This window comes from Nocardia sp. NPDC003979, from assembly GCF_053605015.1.
Genome location: NZ_JBSGIJ010000008.1, coordinates 180,267 through 195,286 on the forward strand (window position 1 = coordinate 180,267; position 15,020 = coordinate 195,286).

The following is a 15,020-nucleotide window of genomic DNA, read 5'->3' on the forward strand; positions in this document are numbered from 1 at the left end:
GTCACGGCGTCGGGGCGGTACCCGCGAGGTGCTCGGCCAGGCGCTGCAACAGCGGACGCTGACCCTTGACCAGCTTGGGTTCGGCGATCGCCGGGGCGAACCAGCCGACCCGGTCGATCTCGGGGAACTCGCCGAGGCGGCCCGAGCGCGGCGGCCACTCCATGGTGAAGGTGCCAGGGACGATCGCGTCCGGATCGAGGTCACCCTCGACGGCCCACACCGTGACCGTCTTGCGGCGCGATCCGCTGCCGTACTGCACGTCACCGAGTGCGATCCACGGCCCGTCCGGCACCGGCAACCCGAGCTCCTCGGTGAACTCGCGTGCGGCGGCCACCTCCGCCGATTCGACCCCGATCTCGTACTCGCCCTTGGGGATCGACCACGCCGACTCGTCCTTCTTCGCGAACAGCGGTCCGCCCATGTGCCCGATCAACACCTCGATCCCGGCCTCGCCACGCCGGAACACCAGTACACCCGCGCTGTAGACATCCACGCCGTCGAGTCTGCCAGGTGCGGGAAACGCGGTGGCGGCTCAGTCGAGGGCGTCGACGAAACGGGTGAGCAGGCGGGCGAATTCGGTGCGCTCGGTGGGGGTCCAGCCGGACATGGCGCGGTCGAAAGCGCTCTGACGGCGTCGATGGGCCGCGGCGAGGATGCCGGTGCCCCGGTCGGTGAGCTCCAGGAGTGACCGTCTGCCGTCGGTCTGATCGGCCACGCGGCGCACCGAGCCGTCGGCCACGGCGGCGGCCACCAGCTTGCTCGCGCGCGGTTGGTCGACGGCGAGGGCGGTGGCGACGGTGGAGACAGTGGGGTTCTGGTGTGCCTCGATGACGTCGAGTACGTCGAACACCTGCCCGGTCGGCGCGTGCGGCGACAGCGTCCGCCGGGTTTGGCGGCGCCGGATACCGATCATCGCTCGTTCGATGTGCTCGACCTCGTTCACGCCATCATGATAGCCTTTTGCATGTACATGTCCTTTGACATGTACATGTGGGAGGTTTCTCATGGCTGAGCGTCGGCTCATCGGGTACCAGGTCAAGCGGCTGGACCAGCTCATCGAGGCAGCGTTCGACCGTGCTGTCGAGGCCGTCGGCATGACGCGCCGCGAGTGGCAGACGCTCTCGACGATCGAGCGCGACCACCCCGATCGTGCGGAATTGGTGCGGGCGCTTCGCCCGTTCTGGGAGCACAACGGCGAATCCGTCGATGCGGTGATCCAGGGCTTGACCGAGCGCGGCTGGATCACCGGTGCATCGACGAGCCGCTGGGAACTCACGTCGGCAGGTCGTCGCGCCTACGAGTCGGCGACCGATTCCGTGGGGGCCATCCGGCGCCGCATGGCCGACGGCATCGACGCGGACGAATTCACCGCCTGCACAGGGACTCTCGAACGCATGATCGCGAACCTCGAGTCGGCGACCTGAGCCGCACGCTCACAATTCGGTGTTCGGGTCGGCCAGACGCTCGGGGTCGACCGGTTCGCCAATCTTGTTCGTGTCGATTCCGTAGGCGGTGAAGGCGCGGTCGAAGATTCTGTGGAGAACTGACGGGACTCAGTGGACATTGTCGGATGTCTGTCGATGATCGCATTGGATCGGAAAAATGCCGCCGTGTCGGTAGCGGGGGTGGTGCGCGCCGTATCTGTCACATTCCGCCGCCGTGTGGGTGGTGTAAGGGCGTGCCCGCAGTCTCGGGGCAGGTGACCTGGTCGACGATCCGGCCGCCGCCGCGTTCTCACTTGGAGATCGGTCGGAGATTGCCCGGCCTGCACGTTACCCGAGCGACAAACGTCACGTGCACTGCACGCCGCGCCAGATGGTACGTGCGTCCGGTGTACACGAGCGCCGAGGCGGCCCCGAGCGCGGCGGCGATCTGAACCGTCACCAACCGCGTTTGTCCCAGAACGGTGGCTCGTTCCGCCGGTTGCAGCGCATTCCAGCCCTCGCCGCTCGCCCAGCTGGCGACTCGGCTACCGAGCGGCGTGAATACCACGGCGACGACCACCGCGAGAACTGCTATGCCCGCCGAGGCCAGAACGGCCCGACCTACCCACTTCCATCCCATGCCCAATTCTCACCCGAACGTGGGGCCGACTGAGCATCGCCGAACCGCCGCGCCGTTTTCAGGATGCGCTGATCGTCAGTTGGGACTTCTGCTGCTGTTGCAGCGCGGTCAAGGCGCCTGCCAGCGGTGACTGGCAAGGCAGCCAGTCACGGGTGCCTGCTGTTCGCATCTTTATGTCAGACCTGTTGTGCAACATGAAAACCGACGTCCGAGCAGAAGCTGGAAGGCCTACTTGATGAGTGGTGAAAGTGCGTTGCGCGGTTTCCGATACCAGTTCCAGTGCACACTTGAGTACGCGCTGCGGAGCTGGCTGACGCCAGATCGCGCCTTCACAGAGGTGATCGTCGATGCCGGACCTGCGCTTGCAGGCACAGTGGTCGATGCCGAGATTATCGACTTCGAGGTCCGTGAGGGCGGCCGACGGGCGATTGCGGCGCAGGTGAAGAGCGGCGCTGCCGGGAGCAGATTCGCGGTCGCCCAGGCGGTCCGGATTCTAAAGCGCTTGATAACCAACGACTGTGACCACTACCTCATCATCACCAACCAGTTGGCGGGCCCTGGACTTGAGGAACTGCGGGAATTGCTTGCGGAGTTTGCCGCCGGGCGGCTGTCTCGAACTACCTTCCGCGAGAGGTTGTCGCTGCTACTCGCGCGGTCCGAGCAACTACGTGTATGGCTGTCCGAGCTCGAAGACGAAAATCTGAATCGGCTCGGACGCTCCCAGATCGTTGTCGATGACCGGGGCCCCGACGAGGTCGACGAGTCGCTACGCGAATTAGTTCGGGCCGCGCGCCACCAGGTCGATCCACTAAACGTGGGTTGGGATGCCGCTGGGCTGTTCTCGAAATATCTGGTCGCGGTCACTCTTGACGCTGCCGCAGGCGATGGACGCCACCGGATGTCGCGTGAGGACCTCGTCGATCACCTGCGTGTCGACCCTGCGGTAGCCAGGGCGGTTCTGCAGGAGACGGACTGGGCGAGGCATGTCCTATCGACGCCACGAAGTGCGGATGTCGCTCGCCACGCGGTACTCGACGACATCTCGCGGGGCTTGCCGACACCGGTGAAGGATCGTTCCGTGCCAGTGTGCGTGCTGTCCGGGCTGTCGGGCATCGGTAAGAGCAGCATCGCCACAGCATGGGCTGACGACCGCGCCGACTCCTATGCCGAAATCTTTTGGGTAGACGCGTCAACTCCGGCCAGCATCGCGGCAGCGTTCAGGACGATCGAAGAATGGGTTGCTGGCCGGGAGTTCCGTTCGACCGGTGGCGATGTTCAGGCCAAGGTTGCTTCGGCGTTGGCTAGCTATGCCAAGCCATGGCTGATGGTGCTCGACAACGTCGCCGACATGCGCGAAACAGCAAGTTGGATTCCATCAAAGGGGCTGGGGCACGTGATTGTCACCACCACCCAGCCCCATGCACTGTCCGGACCCGGGATCACCGAAGTTGGCGTCGAGCAGATGACTATCGACGAATCGGTCCAGTTACTTTCACGGAGACTAGCTGCCGATACTGTGCTCAGTGAGGGTGAGTCACGGCGCCTTACGGCGCTTGCGCACAAATTGAACCGGTGGCCATTGGCCCTTGAGATTGCCGCTGCATATCTGCGGAGCTGCCTCGGTGGGATTGCCGGGATCGACGATTTCGAACAACTGATCTACAGATCGCTTGATGATGACGAATCGGTGCCCTATGGCTATCCTCGAACTTTGGTACAGGCGATTCGGCTCTCCTGGCAGCAGATGACGCAGACCCAGGAGACGACGGACGTGCTTGCGGCACAAGCTCTGATGTGCGCCTCGTTGACCGGATCGCGTCAGATTCCCTTACATATCCTGTTGGCGGCCAGCAGTCTCGACATTCAGAAAGTGTTCAGTATCGACCCGGCGGAGTCGTTCATCGGCTACGCCAGGTCCGATCCGCCTGCTGGCGAAATACTTCGCGCTATGCAAAGGTACTCGTTGACCTCTGCTGACGAGCCATTGTTTGCTGCGAACGACAGCGGCCAATCCGGTCCGGGCAGCATGGCGTTCACGGTACAGATGAACGAGATCGTCCAAGCAATTCTCACGGAACCGATCGAGAGTGGTGCGGTTCCGCCGCACGCACTCAACGCGATGGCTATGGTGCTGCAGCACTGGTTGTCCGCCGCGAGTGAGAGGCGGATGTTCGATCTTCTACAGAGTCTTGTCGGACACGCCGTTATGGTTAGTGATCGCGTAATCGACTATGGTGTCGACAACATTGCGACAGCACTGCTGCTGGGCAACACGGCTATTGTTCTGCACACACTGGGTTACTCCGAGATCGCGGTGGTCTATCTGAGTCGCGAGCTCGACTTTATTCGATCGGGTCCCGAGCGGTTGGATATCTACTGGATACAGGCGGCTGCGGCTCTGGCGGGTGTGATCATCCAGGCTGCGGACGACCCGCACGAAGTCGTGAATGAGGCATCCGATCTGCTCGCCGAGTGTCTGGAACACATCGACCGAGCACGCGCCACCAACTACAACGTAACTGCGGCAACCGTGCGGTCCGCGCTCGCGGCGACGACGTCCCTGCTACCCGAATGTCGTAATCACGAAAGACTCGCAAGGATCCGTGAGGACTTGGAGACCCTCGTCAAAACGATGCCGATGGACGGGCGTCCAGACGTATACGCGCAATTGCACGAGATCAACACACTTATTGTACGTGGCGACTACTCCCAGTCCCGCGCGCTCATCGAACCGCTATTGAATGAGCGAGACGTTCGCGATCCCGAATCGGTATCCCTGACCAGACTACTAGGCGAGTGCATGGTCGGCCTAGGTCAATGGAGTGAGGCGAAGGAACTTGTGGAGGCTTTCACCCTGGGCGCCATGCAGCTGAGAAATTATCAGGAACAGGTAGGGACTCTCTGTCGCAATATGGGATTGGTTTGCTTCGTCGAAGGGGTAATCGCCGGGAACAGTGATGCGGCGTCCGTATTCGTAGCGCTCGTGGATCTGTTCGAAACTTCCATCGACGCTGGCCTACATATGCAGCTGCCGAACAAGGCTACTGGGTTACTGTTCAGTGCATTCCGATATCTCCTACAAGGGGACGTGATCTCTGCCGGTCGGAGACTTGCTGACGTAGCTGCTTCCGAACTGCCTCCTGTTGGTGACACGGAACTATTCGGATTGATATACACGCTTGCGACACGTCTTACCGCAGCCATTCCACCTGAACTGGCGGCGGCCGCGGTGGAAATATCGCCGAGGCGTGGCGCCAGGGAATCTATCGGTCAGAATGTTGCTCACCTGCCAGCTCATGTTCATGAGTTCGCGATCGGGAAATCTCGTCCGGCCGCCGCGCCGCTGATGATTTTGGCCGCCACGCATTGGTCGCTGACTGGGGGGCAGGCGCCACGCAAGCCGATAGAAATTGTCACAGAATTCATACACGGCGCAAATCTTCTGGGCCTCAAGTTGGAAGTGATGGAGGCAACTGTCGACATCTTCCTCGCCGCGGACCGCGCGATCGAATTGGCGCTCGAAGATCCGAGAAGGCTGAACGTGGAGTCGGGCCCTGTTCGGAGCCTGAGAACCTACGTACTGCGCCTACCGGGCGTCGATATGTTTATCGATCCAACTGTTCCCCACCTAGCACCGCGGTATCAGAGTCTAACCCAGCACGACGTTGAGGAAGAGTTCCCTGTCGTTTCCAAAATCGACTTGCGCGCATTGCAGTCCAGTGTAGCTATCCCGCGATCACGTCACTTCTCACGGTATCGAGACATGAGACCTGTGACGCTGTCCGAGCATTGGGTGCACCGTTCAGAGCGAGCTCAGGTGCAGTGTGCGGTGATTGGCCTTCGGATTGCGGTCTTGGGCGGGTCGACGCTTTTCGGACTGCCGCCAGGCAAGCTCGCCGATGTCATAGAGCTGCATCCGCAGCTACAGGTACTGGCCAGCACCTACCGGCGTTGAAGTCAAGAATGGGCCAAAGGAGCATGACAGGGGTGCGCAGGGGCGATCAGCGACGCTGAGTGTCGCAGTGGCCCAGAGTGAGCCATCCCCGCGCGCACGGGGCCGACGCGCGCGCGGGGACGACGTCCAACTGAAATGGTCAGTCGGCGCACAAGCTCAGGCGAATCCGAAGATCTCGATATAGTGCTTGTGACTATGTGACTATCCCGGCGTCTACCGTGCGCCACGGCCATCCCCAGCTGACACACCACGATCAGACCACTGAGATTTCGCAATCCGGCGCTATTCAGCGATTTCGCTAAGGGGCACGCTGACGTCGGCGAGCATCTCCGGACTGACTACCTTCCTGGAGCGGATCAGTTCCTTGATGCGATCGGTGACATCCCAGACATTGACGTTCATGCCCGCGCGCACGCGGTTGTCCCGGTCCAGCCAGAAGGCGACGAATTCCGGTTTCGCCACGTCACCGCGGACGACAACCCGCACGTCGTCGTCGCGACCGACATAGCCGGTGTACTCCATCCCGAGGTTGTACTGGTCGGTGAAGAAATAGGGGAGTCGGTCGTAGGTGGCGGGCTTGCCGAGCATCGTCAGCGCGGCCACCGCAGGCTGATTCAGGGCATTGGCCCAGTGCTCCACGCGTACCCGCTTGTCGAGCAGCGGATGCAGCTCCTCGGCGATATCGCCGACCGCGACGACATCCGGGTTGCTGGTGCGCAGGGACTCGTCGACCAGGATGCCGGTGCCGGTGGCCAGCCCGGCGGCTTCGGCGAGCTCGATATTCGGCTGTGCGCCCACCGCTACCAGCACCGCGTCGGCGGGCACCACCTGGCCGTCGTCGAGCTGCACGCCCGTGGCCACGCCGTCCTCGGTGAGGATGGTGTCGACGACGACACCGGTACGCAGGTCCACACCGTTGCCGCGATGCAATTCGGCGAACACGGTGCCCATCTGCGGGCCGAGCACCGACACCAGTGGCAGCTCCGCCGCCTCGAGCACCGTCACCTCCAGCTGCCTCGCCCGCGCCTGCGCGGCGACCTCGAGCCCGATCCAGCCCGCGCCGATGATCACCAGCCGATGCTTCGAACGCAGCACCTCGAGCAGCCGATCGGAGTCACCGATGGTGCGCAGGGTGTACACATTGCTCGCCTCGGCGCCGGGAACGTCGAGGGTCCGCGGACGCGACCCGGTGGCGAGCGCGAGCTTGTCGTAGGACAGGGTCGAACCGTCCGGCAACGACACCGTTCTCGCGGACGGATCGAACGCCTCGACCGTGGTACCCAAGCGCAGGTCGATGTGGTGGTCGCGGTACCAGGCCGGCGAATCCACCGTGAAATCCGGCAGCTGCTGATCACCGGCCAGGTGCTGTTTCGACAGCGGCGGGCGCTCGTACGGTAGGTCGTCCTCGGCCGCCAGCAACGTCACCTGGCCGTCGAAATCGTTGGCGCGCAAGGCTTCGGCCAGTTTGGCACCGGCCAGCCCACCACCGACGATCACAAAATGCTGATTCGAGCTCATACACGGACTCCTTCTCACGGACGTTCCGGTTTCCCTCGCCGTCGAGCCTAGCCGCGGGCGGCGATCAGGGGAACGAATCCGGCGCAGGCACGGTTGCACCAACCAGCGGGCCGCCCTGCCCGCACCCAGCTGACCCGAGAGGAAGACCCGTGAGCGATCAGGCCACCAAGGATCTCGCCGAATTCTGGTTCGACCCGCTGTGCCCGTGGTGCTGGATCACCTCGCGCTGGATCCTGGAAGTCCAGCAGGTACGCGACATCGAGGTCCGTTTCCACGTGATGAGCCTGGCCGTGCTCAACGAAGGCAGGGACCTGCCGCCGCAGTACGTCGAACTGATGGCCGCGGGCTGGGGCCCGGTGCGCGTCGCCATCGCCGCCGCCCAGAAGCACGGCGAGGAGATCCTGGCCCCGCTCTACACCGCCCTCGGCACCCGCATCCACGACCGCAAGGCCGAGTTCGAACGCGCGACCACGCAGGAAACCCTGACCGCCGTGATCGCCGACGCCCTCGCCGAACTCGACCTGCCCGCCGAACTGGCCGAGGCCGCCGACAGCACCGACTACGACGAGGCGCTGCGGGTGAGCCACCACGCGGGCATGGACAAGGTCGGACCCGATGTGGGCACACCGACCATCCACGTCAACGGGGTCGCTTTCTTCGGCCCGGTGCTCTCGCGCATCCCGCGCGGCGAGGACGCGGGCCGGGTGTGGGACGGTGTCGTCGCCCTCGCCTCCTACCCCCACTTCTTCGAACTCAAGCGCACCCGCACCGAAGAGCCTGTGTTTGATTAGCGGCTGGCGCCGCGGGGTTTTCGGCCCTGAGGGCCTCGAATCCGAGGGGCGATACTGCGGCTTCGCCGTTACGTCTCGCCCCTCGGATCCGAGGCGGCCGAAAACCCGTGGTGGTTGCGCTAGGGCTCAGAGGGTTTTCGGGGGGAGGGCTGGGGGTGCGGTCTGGACGGGGTAGCCGCCCGGGGGTGGGACCATGCCTGGGTGTGGTGGGCTCGGGTGCCAGAACATGGGTCCCGGTTTGCTGCGGTCGCGCAGTGCCCACATTCGCCAGGTGAGGACCGGGTGGCTGGACATGGCGTTCACCAGCAGGACGAAGCCGCCCCTCTCGGTGGCGGCCCGGTCTGCCATCTCGTCGAAACCGACCTCCGTATTGAGGTACTTGCCTGCCGCGAGGGTGGCCATGGCACCGGCCGCGCCCTGATGGCGGTTGCAGAAGCCGTGATTGTCGGCGGTGTACTCCTGCGCGCGGATCAGCGACGACCCGAGAATCGGCAGGTACGGTGCGACGAACATGCCGAGCTGGCGCCAATACGACACATGACCCGCGGCGATATGGCCCACCTCGTGGCCGATGATGAAGGCGAGCGCGTCGGGCTCACGGGCCTTGCCGCCGATCTCGAACAGGTCGCTGTAGACCACGACGAAGCGGCGGAAGCCGTGCCCGGAGGCGAAGGCGTTGATCTGGCCGTTGCCGAGGACCACGTAGGCGTCCGGCGCCTTCGACATCCCGAACCGCGCGGCGGCTTCCTGCACCAACCGATAACCCTCGGGGAACTGGGTGGGGGACATCCGCACCCCGTTGATCCGCATCCGCGCGAAGTTCAGGCCACGACCGGCCCACAGCAGCACCGGTGCGAACAACAGCACAAGCACATAGGGGCTGGTCAGCAGCGAGCCACCGGACTCGGGCTGCCCCTGGGCGTCGACGACGGGCTCGGCGACCAGTTCCACCAGCACCATCAGGATGGCCAGCAGGTAGGCGACACCGGTGATCATGATGACCACCACGAGCAGCGGGATCTCCCACGGATGCCGAGCCGGCATCCCGAACGGCGACAACCCGCGCGGCATCGGCTGCGTTGTTCCGGGTGGTCCACCGGGCGGGTAAAAACCCTGCGGCACAGGGGGGTACGCACCAGAAGGCGCCACTGGAAACGCGCCGGAAGGCGCCACTGGAAACGCGCCGGAAGGCCCCGCTGGGAACGCGCCGGTGGAAGTCCCGGGCTGCTGCCACGGCGACGACGCCGCGAATCCAGGCTGCCCCTGCGGCCACGACGCCTGCTGCCACGGGGCGGACGCCGCGTCGTTCGGGACATGGGGTCGCGGCGCCGAAGAATCGTGCGACGACGAGGTGCCGTCCGGCGGTGGATACTCGCCCGACTGGGGGACGGGCTGGTCGGCGGGGGTGGCGTCGCTCGGCCGGTCGGCGGGTTGGCCGGAACGCTCCGGTGGGGGACCTGCCGAATGCGGTGAATGCGGTTCGTGCGGGTGCATGAAACGACTCTAAGCGCGCCTGCGACAATCGCAGCCATGCGCGTTTACCTGGGTGCCGACCATGCCGGTTTCGAACTGAAGAATCACGTCAAGGCCCATCTGCTCGAGGCCGGACACGAGGTCGTCGACTGCGGCGCCCTCGAATACGACGCTCTCGACGACTACCCCGCCTTCTGCATCGAAGCGGCGCGGCGCACCGTCGCCGACCCGGGCTCGCTCGGCTTGGTCTTCGGTGGCAGCGGCAACGGCGAGCAGATCGCCGCCAACAAGGTCCCCGGCGCCCGCTGCGCCCTCGCCTGGAGCGTCGAGACCGCCAAGCTGGCCCGCGAACACAACAACGCCCAGCTCATCGGCATCGGCGGCCGCATGCACACCACCGAGGAAGCCCTCGCCATCGTCGACGCCTTCATCGCCCAGCCCTGGTCGGAAGAACCCCGCCACCAGCGCCGCATCGACATCCTCGCCGACTACGAGAAGTCCGGCGAAGCCCCCGCAGTCCCGGCCTACTGAGAGAGTGCCTGAAGGGCACACCCTTCATCGCATTGCGCGGTTGCATCAGGAGCGGTTTGCTGGTGCGGCGGTGCGGGTTTCGAGCCCGCAAGGCCGGTTCGCCGATGGAGCCGCGCTGGTGGACGGGCAGGTGCTCGAGCGGGCCGAGGCCTACGGGAAGCATCTGCTGCACCACTATGCGTCCGGGCTGACGGTGCACGTGCATCTCGGGTTGTACGGCACCTTCAGTGAAGTCGAGTTGCCGATGCGCGAGCCGGTGGGGCAGGTGCGGATGCGGATGGTCGGTGCCGCGACGGGATTCGGTACCGACCTGCGCGGGCCGACCGCGTGCGAGGTGCTGCACCCGCCGGAAGTGGAGGCGCTCACCGCCCGCCTGGGGGCCGATCCGCTGCGCCCGGACGCCGACCACGAGCGTGCGGGGGAACGAATTCGTCGCTCCCGCAGGGCGATCGGGGCGCTACTGATGGACCAGTCGGTGATCGCCGGCGTGGGCAACGTGTACCGCGCCGAAGTGCTGTTCCGGCACGGCATTTCACCGTTCCGGCCGGGCACCTCACTCACCGCGGCCGAATGGGAGGCGCTGTGGGCCGATCTCGTCGAACTCATGCCGACCGGCGTGGAAACCGGCCGCATGCATGTGGTGCGCCCCGAACACGACACCGGCGCACCGTCCTACGCCAAGGATCGCCCACGCACCTACGTCTATCGCCGCCAGGGCGAACCCTGCCGCGTCTGTGGCACCTTGGTCTCCCACGGCACGATGGAAGCCCGAAACCTGTTCTGGTGCAACGTCTGTCAGCCCCGCTGACGAAAACACCTCGGCCACGGTCGAAACCGTGGCCGAGGTGCGCAGAGAAGGTCGACCGAGCCCGGGCCGCGAAGTGCAGGCTTCGCGATCCGGACTCAGCCGGCGACCGCCGTTCCCAGTTCGGGGTCGCCCGATTCGGCGAGGGCGAAACGCCGCCCGCCCGCCGATTTCGCCGAATACATCGCGCGGTCGGCGCGACGCAGCAGGTCGGTGAAATCGCACGTCTTTCCCGGTGGGCAGAACGCGGTGCCCACGCTGGCCGACACCGGCACCGGGCCCGCGCTCGACCACACCGGGTCGCGCAGAGCCGCGACGACACGGTGCGCCAGCTCGCTCAGGGTGTCGCGGCGCGGATTGGCCGCCACGACGAACTCGTCGCCGCCGTACCGGCAGATCACGGTGTCGGGCGGGCACACCTCGCGCAGCCGGTTGGCCAGCTCCACGAGCACCTCGTCACCGATCGCATGTCCGTAGCCGTCGTTGATCTGTTTGAAGCGGTCCAGGTCCACCACCAGCACCCCCACCCCACGGGTCGGGTCGGCGGCGAAGGCACGCACCCGTTCCTGTAGGAGTGTGCGGTTCGCCAGGTCGGTCAGGGCGTCGTGGGTGGCCTCGTGGCGCAGGCGGTGCTGCAGCGCGGCGATCTCCTGCACGCGCAGCGACACCTTCGCCGAGATGTTCTGTTCCTGTTGCGCCAGTGCGCGCTCCTGGAGTGCCTGGGCGTAGCTGTCGATGGCCTGGCTGGCCACCAGCGGCCACCGGGTCGCCACCAGGGAACCCGGCACCCCCGAGGGGAAACCGAGCAACCAGCGGGTGGCATGGGCCAGCATTCTCGTCCGTTCGAACGGCGCCTCGGCCAGCCGTGCGCCGAGCTTGCGCGCCTGCGGTACCGGGAACGGTTCTGTCCTCGCCAGGTGCAGCAGGCGCTCGACGATCTCGATGAGCACAGGCTCCAACTGATGCGGTGCCACGGACGATCCCGGTTCGGCACACACCGCGCGGGCCCAGGCGCGGGCCATCGCGGCGACCGGTGGCTCGATGTGTGCGGACATCGACATCACCGGCGGAAGGTGGCGACGGTCTTGCCACCTCGATCGTTCGCACTGCTACGCGGTTGGGTCCGCCGAGTTCGGCACACGCTCACCGCCCCCTTTCCAGATACCCCCGTCCGGCAAAAAGGATCCTAGCAAGCCACTCGAGACTCAAAAGCCGCGTTCTAGAACGCGTTGCAGTCTCTCGCGAATGGCGATCGGCTATGACATCGCTACAGCCGCCCGGGCGTTACACACTTCGCGAAAAAACTTTGGAAACACCGAAACGTGCAGCGTGTTGCCCGATTTCGGGCGGTGGGCGTGTTGTCGCCATGGTCCCTCCTGGCAAAGGTGTCGCGCCGACCGGTAGGGCCGCCGCGCGCTCTTTTATGGTGGCCTACCCGCCGCCCCCGTGCCAGGTTTTCGAGGAAAATTCCCCTTTATATTCCCCCGGGTGGAGCAGGCGTCGGTCCCCTGAGACGCAACCACCATCGTGTCCGGTACCCGTGGTCCCGCAATAGGGCCTAAGGGCCCTAATCGGGCGTGGAAAGAGGGGGACTCACCGCAGCGTCGAGACGTTTCGCGGGGCCGGATTGGCGTTCGGCGCGCGGGATTCGGTACAGTCGTGGCGCACACGACATCGTGGCGATCCCATCGATGTCGTATGCCTGCGGGTGTAGTTCAATGGTAGAACCTCAGCCTTCCAAGCTGATGGTGCGGGTTCGATTCCCGTCACCCGCTCAAACATGACTTCCCTCGACGGCGTGAACCGCCCCGAGGTATCGGGGTGTAGCGCAGCTTGGTAGCGCATCCGCTTTGGGAGCGGAGGGTCGCAGGTTCAAATCCTGTCACCCCGACCATCACGACGAGCGCGCCCCGATAGGGTGGCGCGCATGTCCACTACCTCACGGGTCGCGATCGTCACCGGTGCCGCACGCGGAATCGGTGCCGCCGTCGCGAAGAAGCTCGCCGCCGACGGTCACGCCGTCGCTGTTCTCGACCTCGACGAAGCCGCCTGCGCCGACACCGTGTCGGCCATCGAAGCCGCCGGGGGAACCGCGCTTGCCGTCGGTGCCGATGTGTCCGACGAAGACGCCGTCGCCGCGGCCGTCGAACGGATCGCCGGCGAACTGGGCGCACCGACCGTGCTGGTGAACAACGCGGGCGTGCTGCGCGACAACCTGCTGTTCAAGATGTCGGTGCAGGACTGGGACATCGTCATGAACGTGCACCTGCGCGGCGCCTTCCTGATGACGCGCGCCGTGCAGAAGTACATGGTGGAGGCGAAGTTCGGGCGCGTGGTCAACCTGTCGAGCACCTCGGCGCTTGGCAACCGTGGCCAGGCCAACTACTCCGCCGCCAAAGCGGGCATGCAGGGCTTCACCAAGACCCTCGCGTTCGAGCTCGGCAAATTCGGTGTCACCGCCAACGCGATCGCCCCCGGTTTCATCGAGACCGAGATGACCGCGGCCACCGCCGCCCGCGTCGGCGTCGACTTCGAGGCCTTCAAACAGGCTGCGGCGGCACAGATTCCGGTGAACCGGGTGGGTACGCCCGACGACATCGCCCACACCGCCTCGTTCCTGGTGAGCGAAGGCGCGGGCTTCGTGTCCGGTCAGGTCATCTATGTGGCAGGCGGTCCCAAGGACTGACGGCTACGCGCAGCGGAAACGGAACTCCGCACGTGCCTCGGTGCCTGCGGTGACCGTGAGCCGCACCGGTTCGGTGTCGGCGAGGCCGCAGCCGCCCGGCACCGTCGCCACCCGCGCCTCGTAGCAGCCGTCCGGCAGCGCGACGCTCGCGCTGCCGTCGGCGCCGCTCACCAGCGTGGTGACGACCTCCTCGGCGCCGCAGGCGCGGACCTCGATATCGGCCCGGTTGACCGGCATCGGTTCGGAACCGGTGATCGCGCGAACGGTGAGTGTCCCGGTTCCCGGCGGCGCCGGATCGGCGCTCGCCACACCGGCGATCATCAGTGGAGCAAGAACGGACAGTGCGAGCAGACTACGGCGCATGAACCTCTCCTCGTCGATGAGTCGGGTCGTCCGCTGCTGATGGTATGCCCTAGTCGGGAACCGGTGTGATACCCGCGCGTTCGTACCAGACCTGTTCGGCGGCCACCGAGACGGTGTCCAGCTCCGGGTAGCGAAGGGCCGACAGCGTGCCGCCGAACACCACGCCGGTGTCCAGGCACAGCGTGTTGTTGACCCACCGCAACGCCGTGACGGGTGTGTGCCCGTAGACGACCACCGGCGCGCCCCGATAGTCCTGCGCCCAGTCGTAGCGGATCGGCAAACCGTGCGCGTCCACCTCACCGGTGGGCGCACCGTAGAGCGCGAAGGAGCGGGCCCGCCCGGATGTGCTGCCGTGCAGGCTTTCCGGTAGTCCCGCGTGGGCGACGACCAGCCTGCCCCGGTCGAGCAGGTAGTGCCCGGGCAGCTGGCGCAGGAAAGCCTGTGCGGCGGCGCGGAATTCGTCGTCCTCGTCGGCCAGCTGGGCCAGGGACTGCTCCAGCCCGTGCGCGATGCGCACATTGCGGCCGTCGAGGGCGCGTACCAGTTTGTAGTCGTGATTGCCCGCCACGCACAGCGCCGAACGGGCCGCGACCATGCCCATCACCAGCCGCAGCACACCGGGCGTGTCGGGGCCACGGTCGACGAGATCACCGACGAACACCGCCGTGCGACGCTCGGGGTGCGCGGCCGTGACCGGCCTGCCCATGTCGTCGCGCTCGACGACGTAGCCGAGCTTCCCGAGCAGTGCCTCGAGTTCGGCGCGGCAGCCGTGCACATCCCCGATCACGTCGAAGGGACCGCGGAGGTCGCGGCGGTCACGCGGGAGTATGTCGA

The 15,020-nt window shown here is 65.7% G+C and carries 12 protein-coding genes, 2 tRNA genes and 1 pseudogene; 8 read left to right on the forward strand and 7 right to left on the reverse strand.

What is annotated here, in order from left to right; all coding sequences use genetic code 11:
* Position 1: 1 nt before the first annotated feature.
* Positions 2 to 493: an NUDIX domain-containing protein gene (locus ACWEVR_RS19110; RefSeq protein ID WP_452468028.1), complete on the reverse strand. Its 492-nt coding sequence runs from the start codon at positions 491 to 493 to the stop codon at positions 2 to 4.
* A 39-nt stretch (positions 494 to 532) separates the two neighbouring features.
* A complete protein-coding gene (locus tag ACWEVR_RS19115) occupies positions 533 to 943 on the reverse strand; it encodes a MarR family winged helix-turn-helix transcriptional regulator (RefSeq protein WP_452468029.1) in 411 nt (136 codons plus the stop codon).
* Positions 944 to 1,004: 61 nt separating this feature from the next.
* Between ACWEVR_RS19115 and ACWEVR_RS19120 the strand changes: the two genes are divergently transcribed.
* A complete protein-coding gene (locus ACWEVR_RS19120; protein WP_452468030.1) occupies positions 1,005 to 1,424 on the forward strand; it encodes a MarR family winged helix-turn-helix transcriptional regulator in 420 nt (139 codons plus the stop codon).
* An 875-nt stretch (positions 1,425 to 2,299) separates the two neighbouring features.
* The gene (locus ACWEVR_RS19125; RefSeq protein WP_452468031.1) at positions 2,300 to 6,019 is read left to right on the forward strand and encodes a hypothetical protein; all 3,720 of its coding nucleotides are present in this window, start codon (positions 2,300 to 2,302) and stop codon (positions 6,017 to 6,019) included.
* 282 nt (positions 6,020 to 6,301) lie between these two features.
* On the opposite strand, the gene ACWEVR_RS19130 is transcribed toward ACWEVR_RS19125, so the two are convergent.
* A complete protein-coding gene (locus ACWEVR_RS19130; protein WP_452468032.1) occupies positions 6,302 to 7,537 on the reverse strand; it encodes an NAD(P)/FAD-dependent oxidoreductase in 1,236 nt (411 codons plus the stop codon).
* 149 nt (positions 7,538 to 7,686) lie between these two features.
* Here ACWEVR_RS19130 and ACWEVR_RS19135 point away from each other — a divergent pair, with 149 nt between their 5' ends.
* Entirely contained in the window at positions 7,687 to 8,328 is a 642-nt protein-coding gene (locus ACWEVR_RS19135) for a mycothiol-dependent nitroreductase Rv2466c family protein (protein WP_378670536.1), read from the forward strand.
* Between the two features lie 126 nt (positions 8,329 to 8,454).
* Here ACWEVR_RS19135 and ACWEVR_RS19140 read toward each other — a convergent pair whose 3' ends face one another.
* Complete coding sequence (locus ACWEVR_RS19140) at positions 8,455 to 9,399, reverse strand: M48 family metallopeptidase (protein ID WP_452468033.1); 945 nt, start codon at positions 9,397 to 9,399, stop codon at positions 8,455 to 8,457.
* Between the two features lie 459 nt (positions 9,400 to 9,858).
* Here ACWEVR_RS19140 and ACWEVR_RS19145 point away from each other — a divergent pair, with 459 nt between their 5' ends.
* Together ACWEVR_RS19145 and ACWEVR_RS19150 are read left to right on the forward strand one after the other, a co-directional pair.
* Positions 9,859 to 10,332: a ribose-5-phosphate isomerase gene (locus tag ACWEVR_RS19145; RefSeq protein WP_067486200.1), complete on the forward strand. Its 474-nt coding sequence runs from the start codon at positions 9,859 to 9,861 to the stop codon at positions 10,330 to 10,332.
* 4 nt (positions 10,333 to 10,336) lie between these two features.
* On the forward strand, positions 10,337 to 11,140 hold the full coding sequence (locus ACWEVR_RS19150) for an Fpg/Nei family DNA glycosylase (protein WP_452468034.1): 804 nt from the start codon (positions 10,337 to 10,339) through the stop codon (positions 11,138 to 11,140).
* A 95-nt stretch (positions 11,141 to 11,235) separates the two neighbouring features.
* On the opposite strand, the gene ACWEVR_RS19155 is transcribed toward ACWEVR_RS19150, so the two are convergent.
* Complete coding sequence (locus ACWEVR_RS19155) at positions 11,236 to 12,192, reverse strand: GGDEF domain-containing protein (protein ID WP_067486965.1); 957 nt, start codon at positions 12,190 to 12,192, stop codon at positions 11,236 to 11,238.
* A gap of 649 nt (positions 12,193 to 12,841) precedes the next feature.
* Between ACWEVR_RS19155 and ACWEVR_RS19160 the strand changes: the two genes are divergently transcribed.
* From ACWEVR_RS19160 to fabG, 3 genes are all read left to right on the forward strand, one after another.
* A tRNA-Gly gene (locus ACWEVR_RS19160) sits at positions 12,842 to 12,912 on the forward strand.
* 42 nt (positions 12,913 to 12,954) lie between these two features.
* A tRNA-Pro gene (locus tag ACWEVR_RS19165) sits at positions 12,955 to 13,031 on the forward strand.
* Between the two features lie 33 nt (positions 13,032 to 13,064).
* A complete protein-coding gene (gene fabG, locus ACWEVR_RS19170; protein ID WP_067486204.1) occupies positions 13,065 to 13,823 on the forward strand; it encodes a 3-oxoacyl-ACP reductase FabG in 759 nt (252 codons plus the stop codon).
* Between the two features lie 3 nt (positions 13,824 to 13,826).
* On the opposite strand, the gene ACWEVR_RS19175 is transcribed toward fabG, so the two are convergent.
* Both ACWEVR_RS19175 and ACWEVR_RS19180 read right to left on the reverse strand, forming a co-directional pair.
* Positions 13,827 to 14,186 carry a hypothetical protein gene (locus ACWEVR_RS19175; RefSeq protein ID WP_452468035.1) on the reverse strand — a complete coding sequence of 120 codons (360 nt, stop codon included), beginning with the start codon at positions 14,184 to 14,186 and terminating at the stop codon, positions 13,827 to 13,829.
* Positions 14,187 to 14,265: 79 nt separating this feature from the next.
* A pseudogene (locus ACWEVR_RS19180) lies at positions 14,266 to 15,003 on the reverse strand (metallophosphoesterase); the annotation flags it as partial.
* Positions 15,004 to 15,020: the final 17 nt, after the last annotated feature.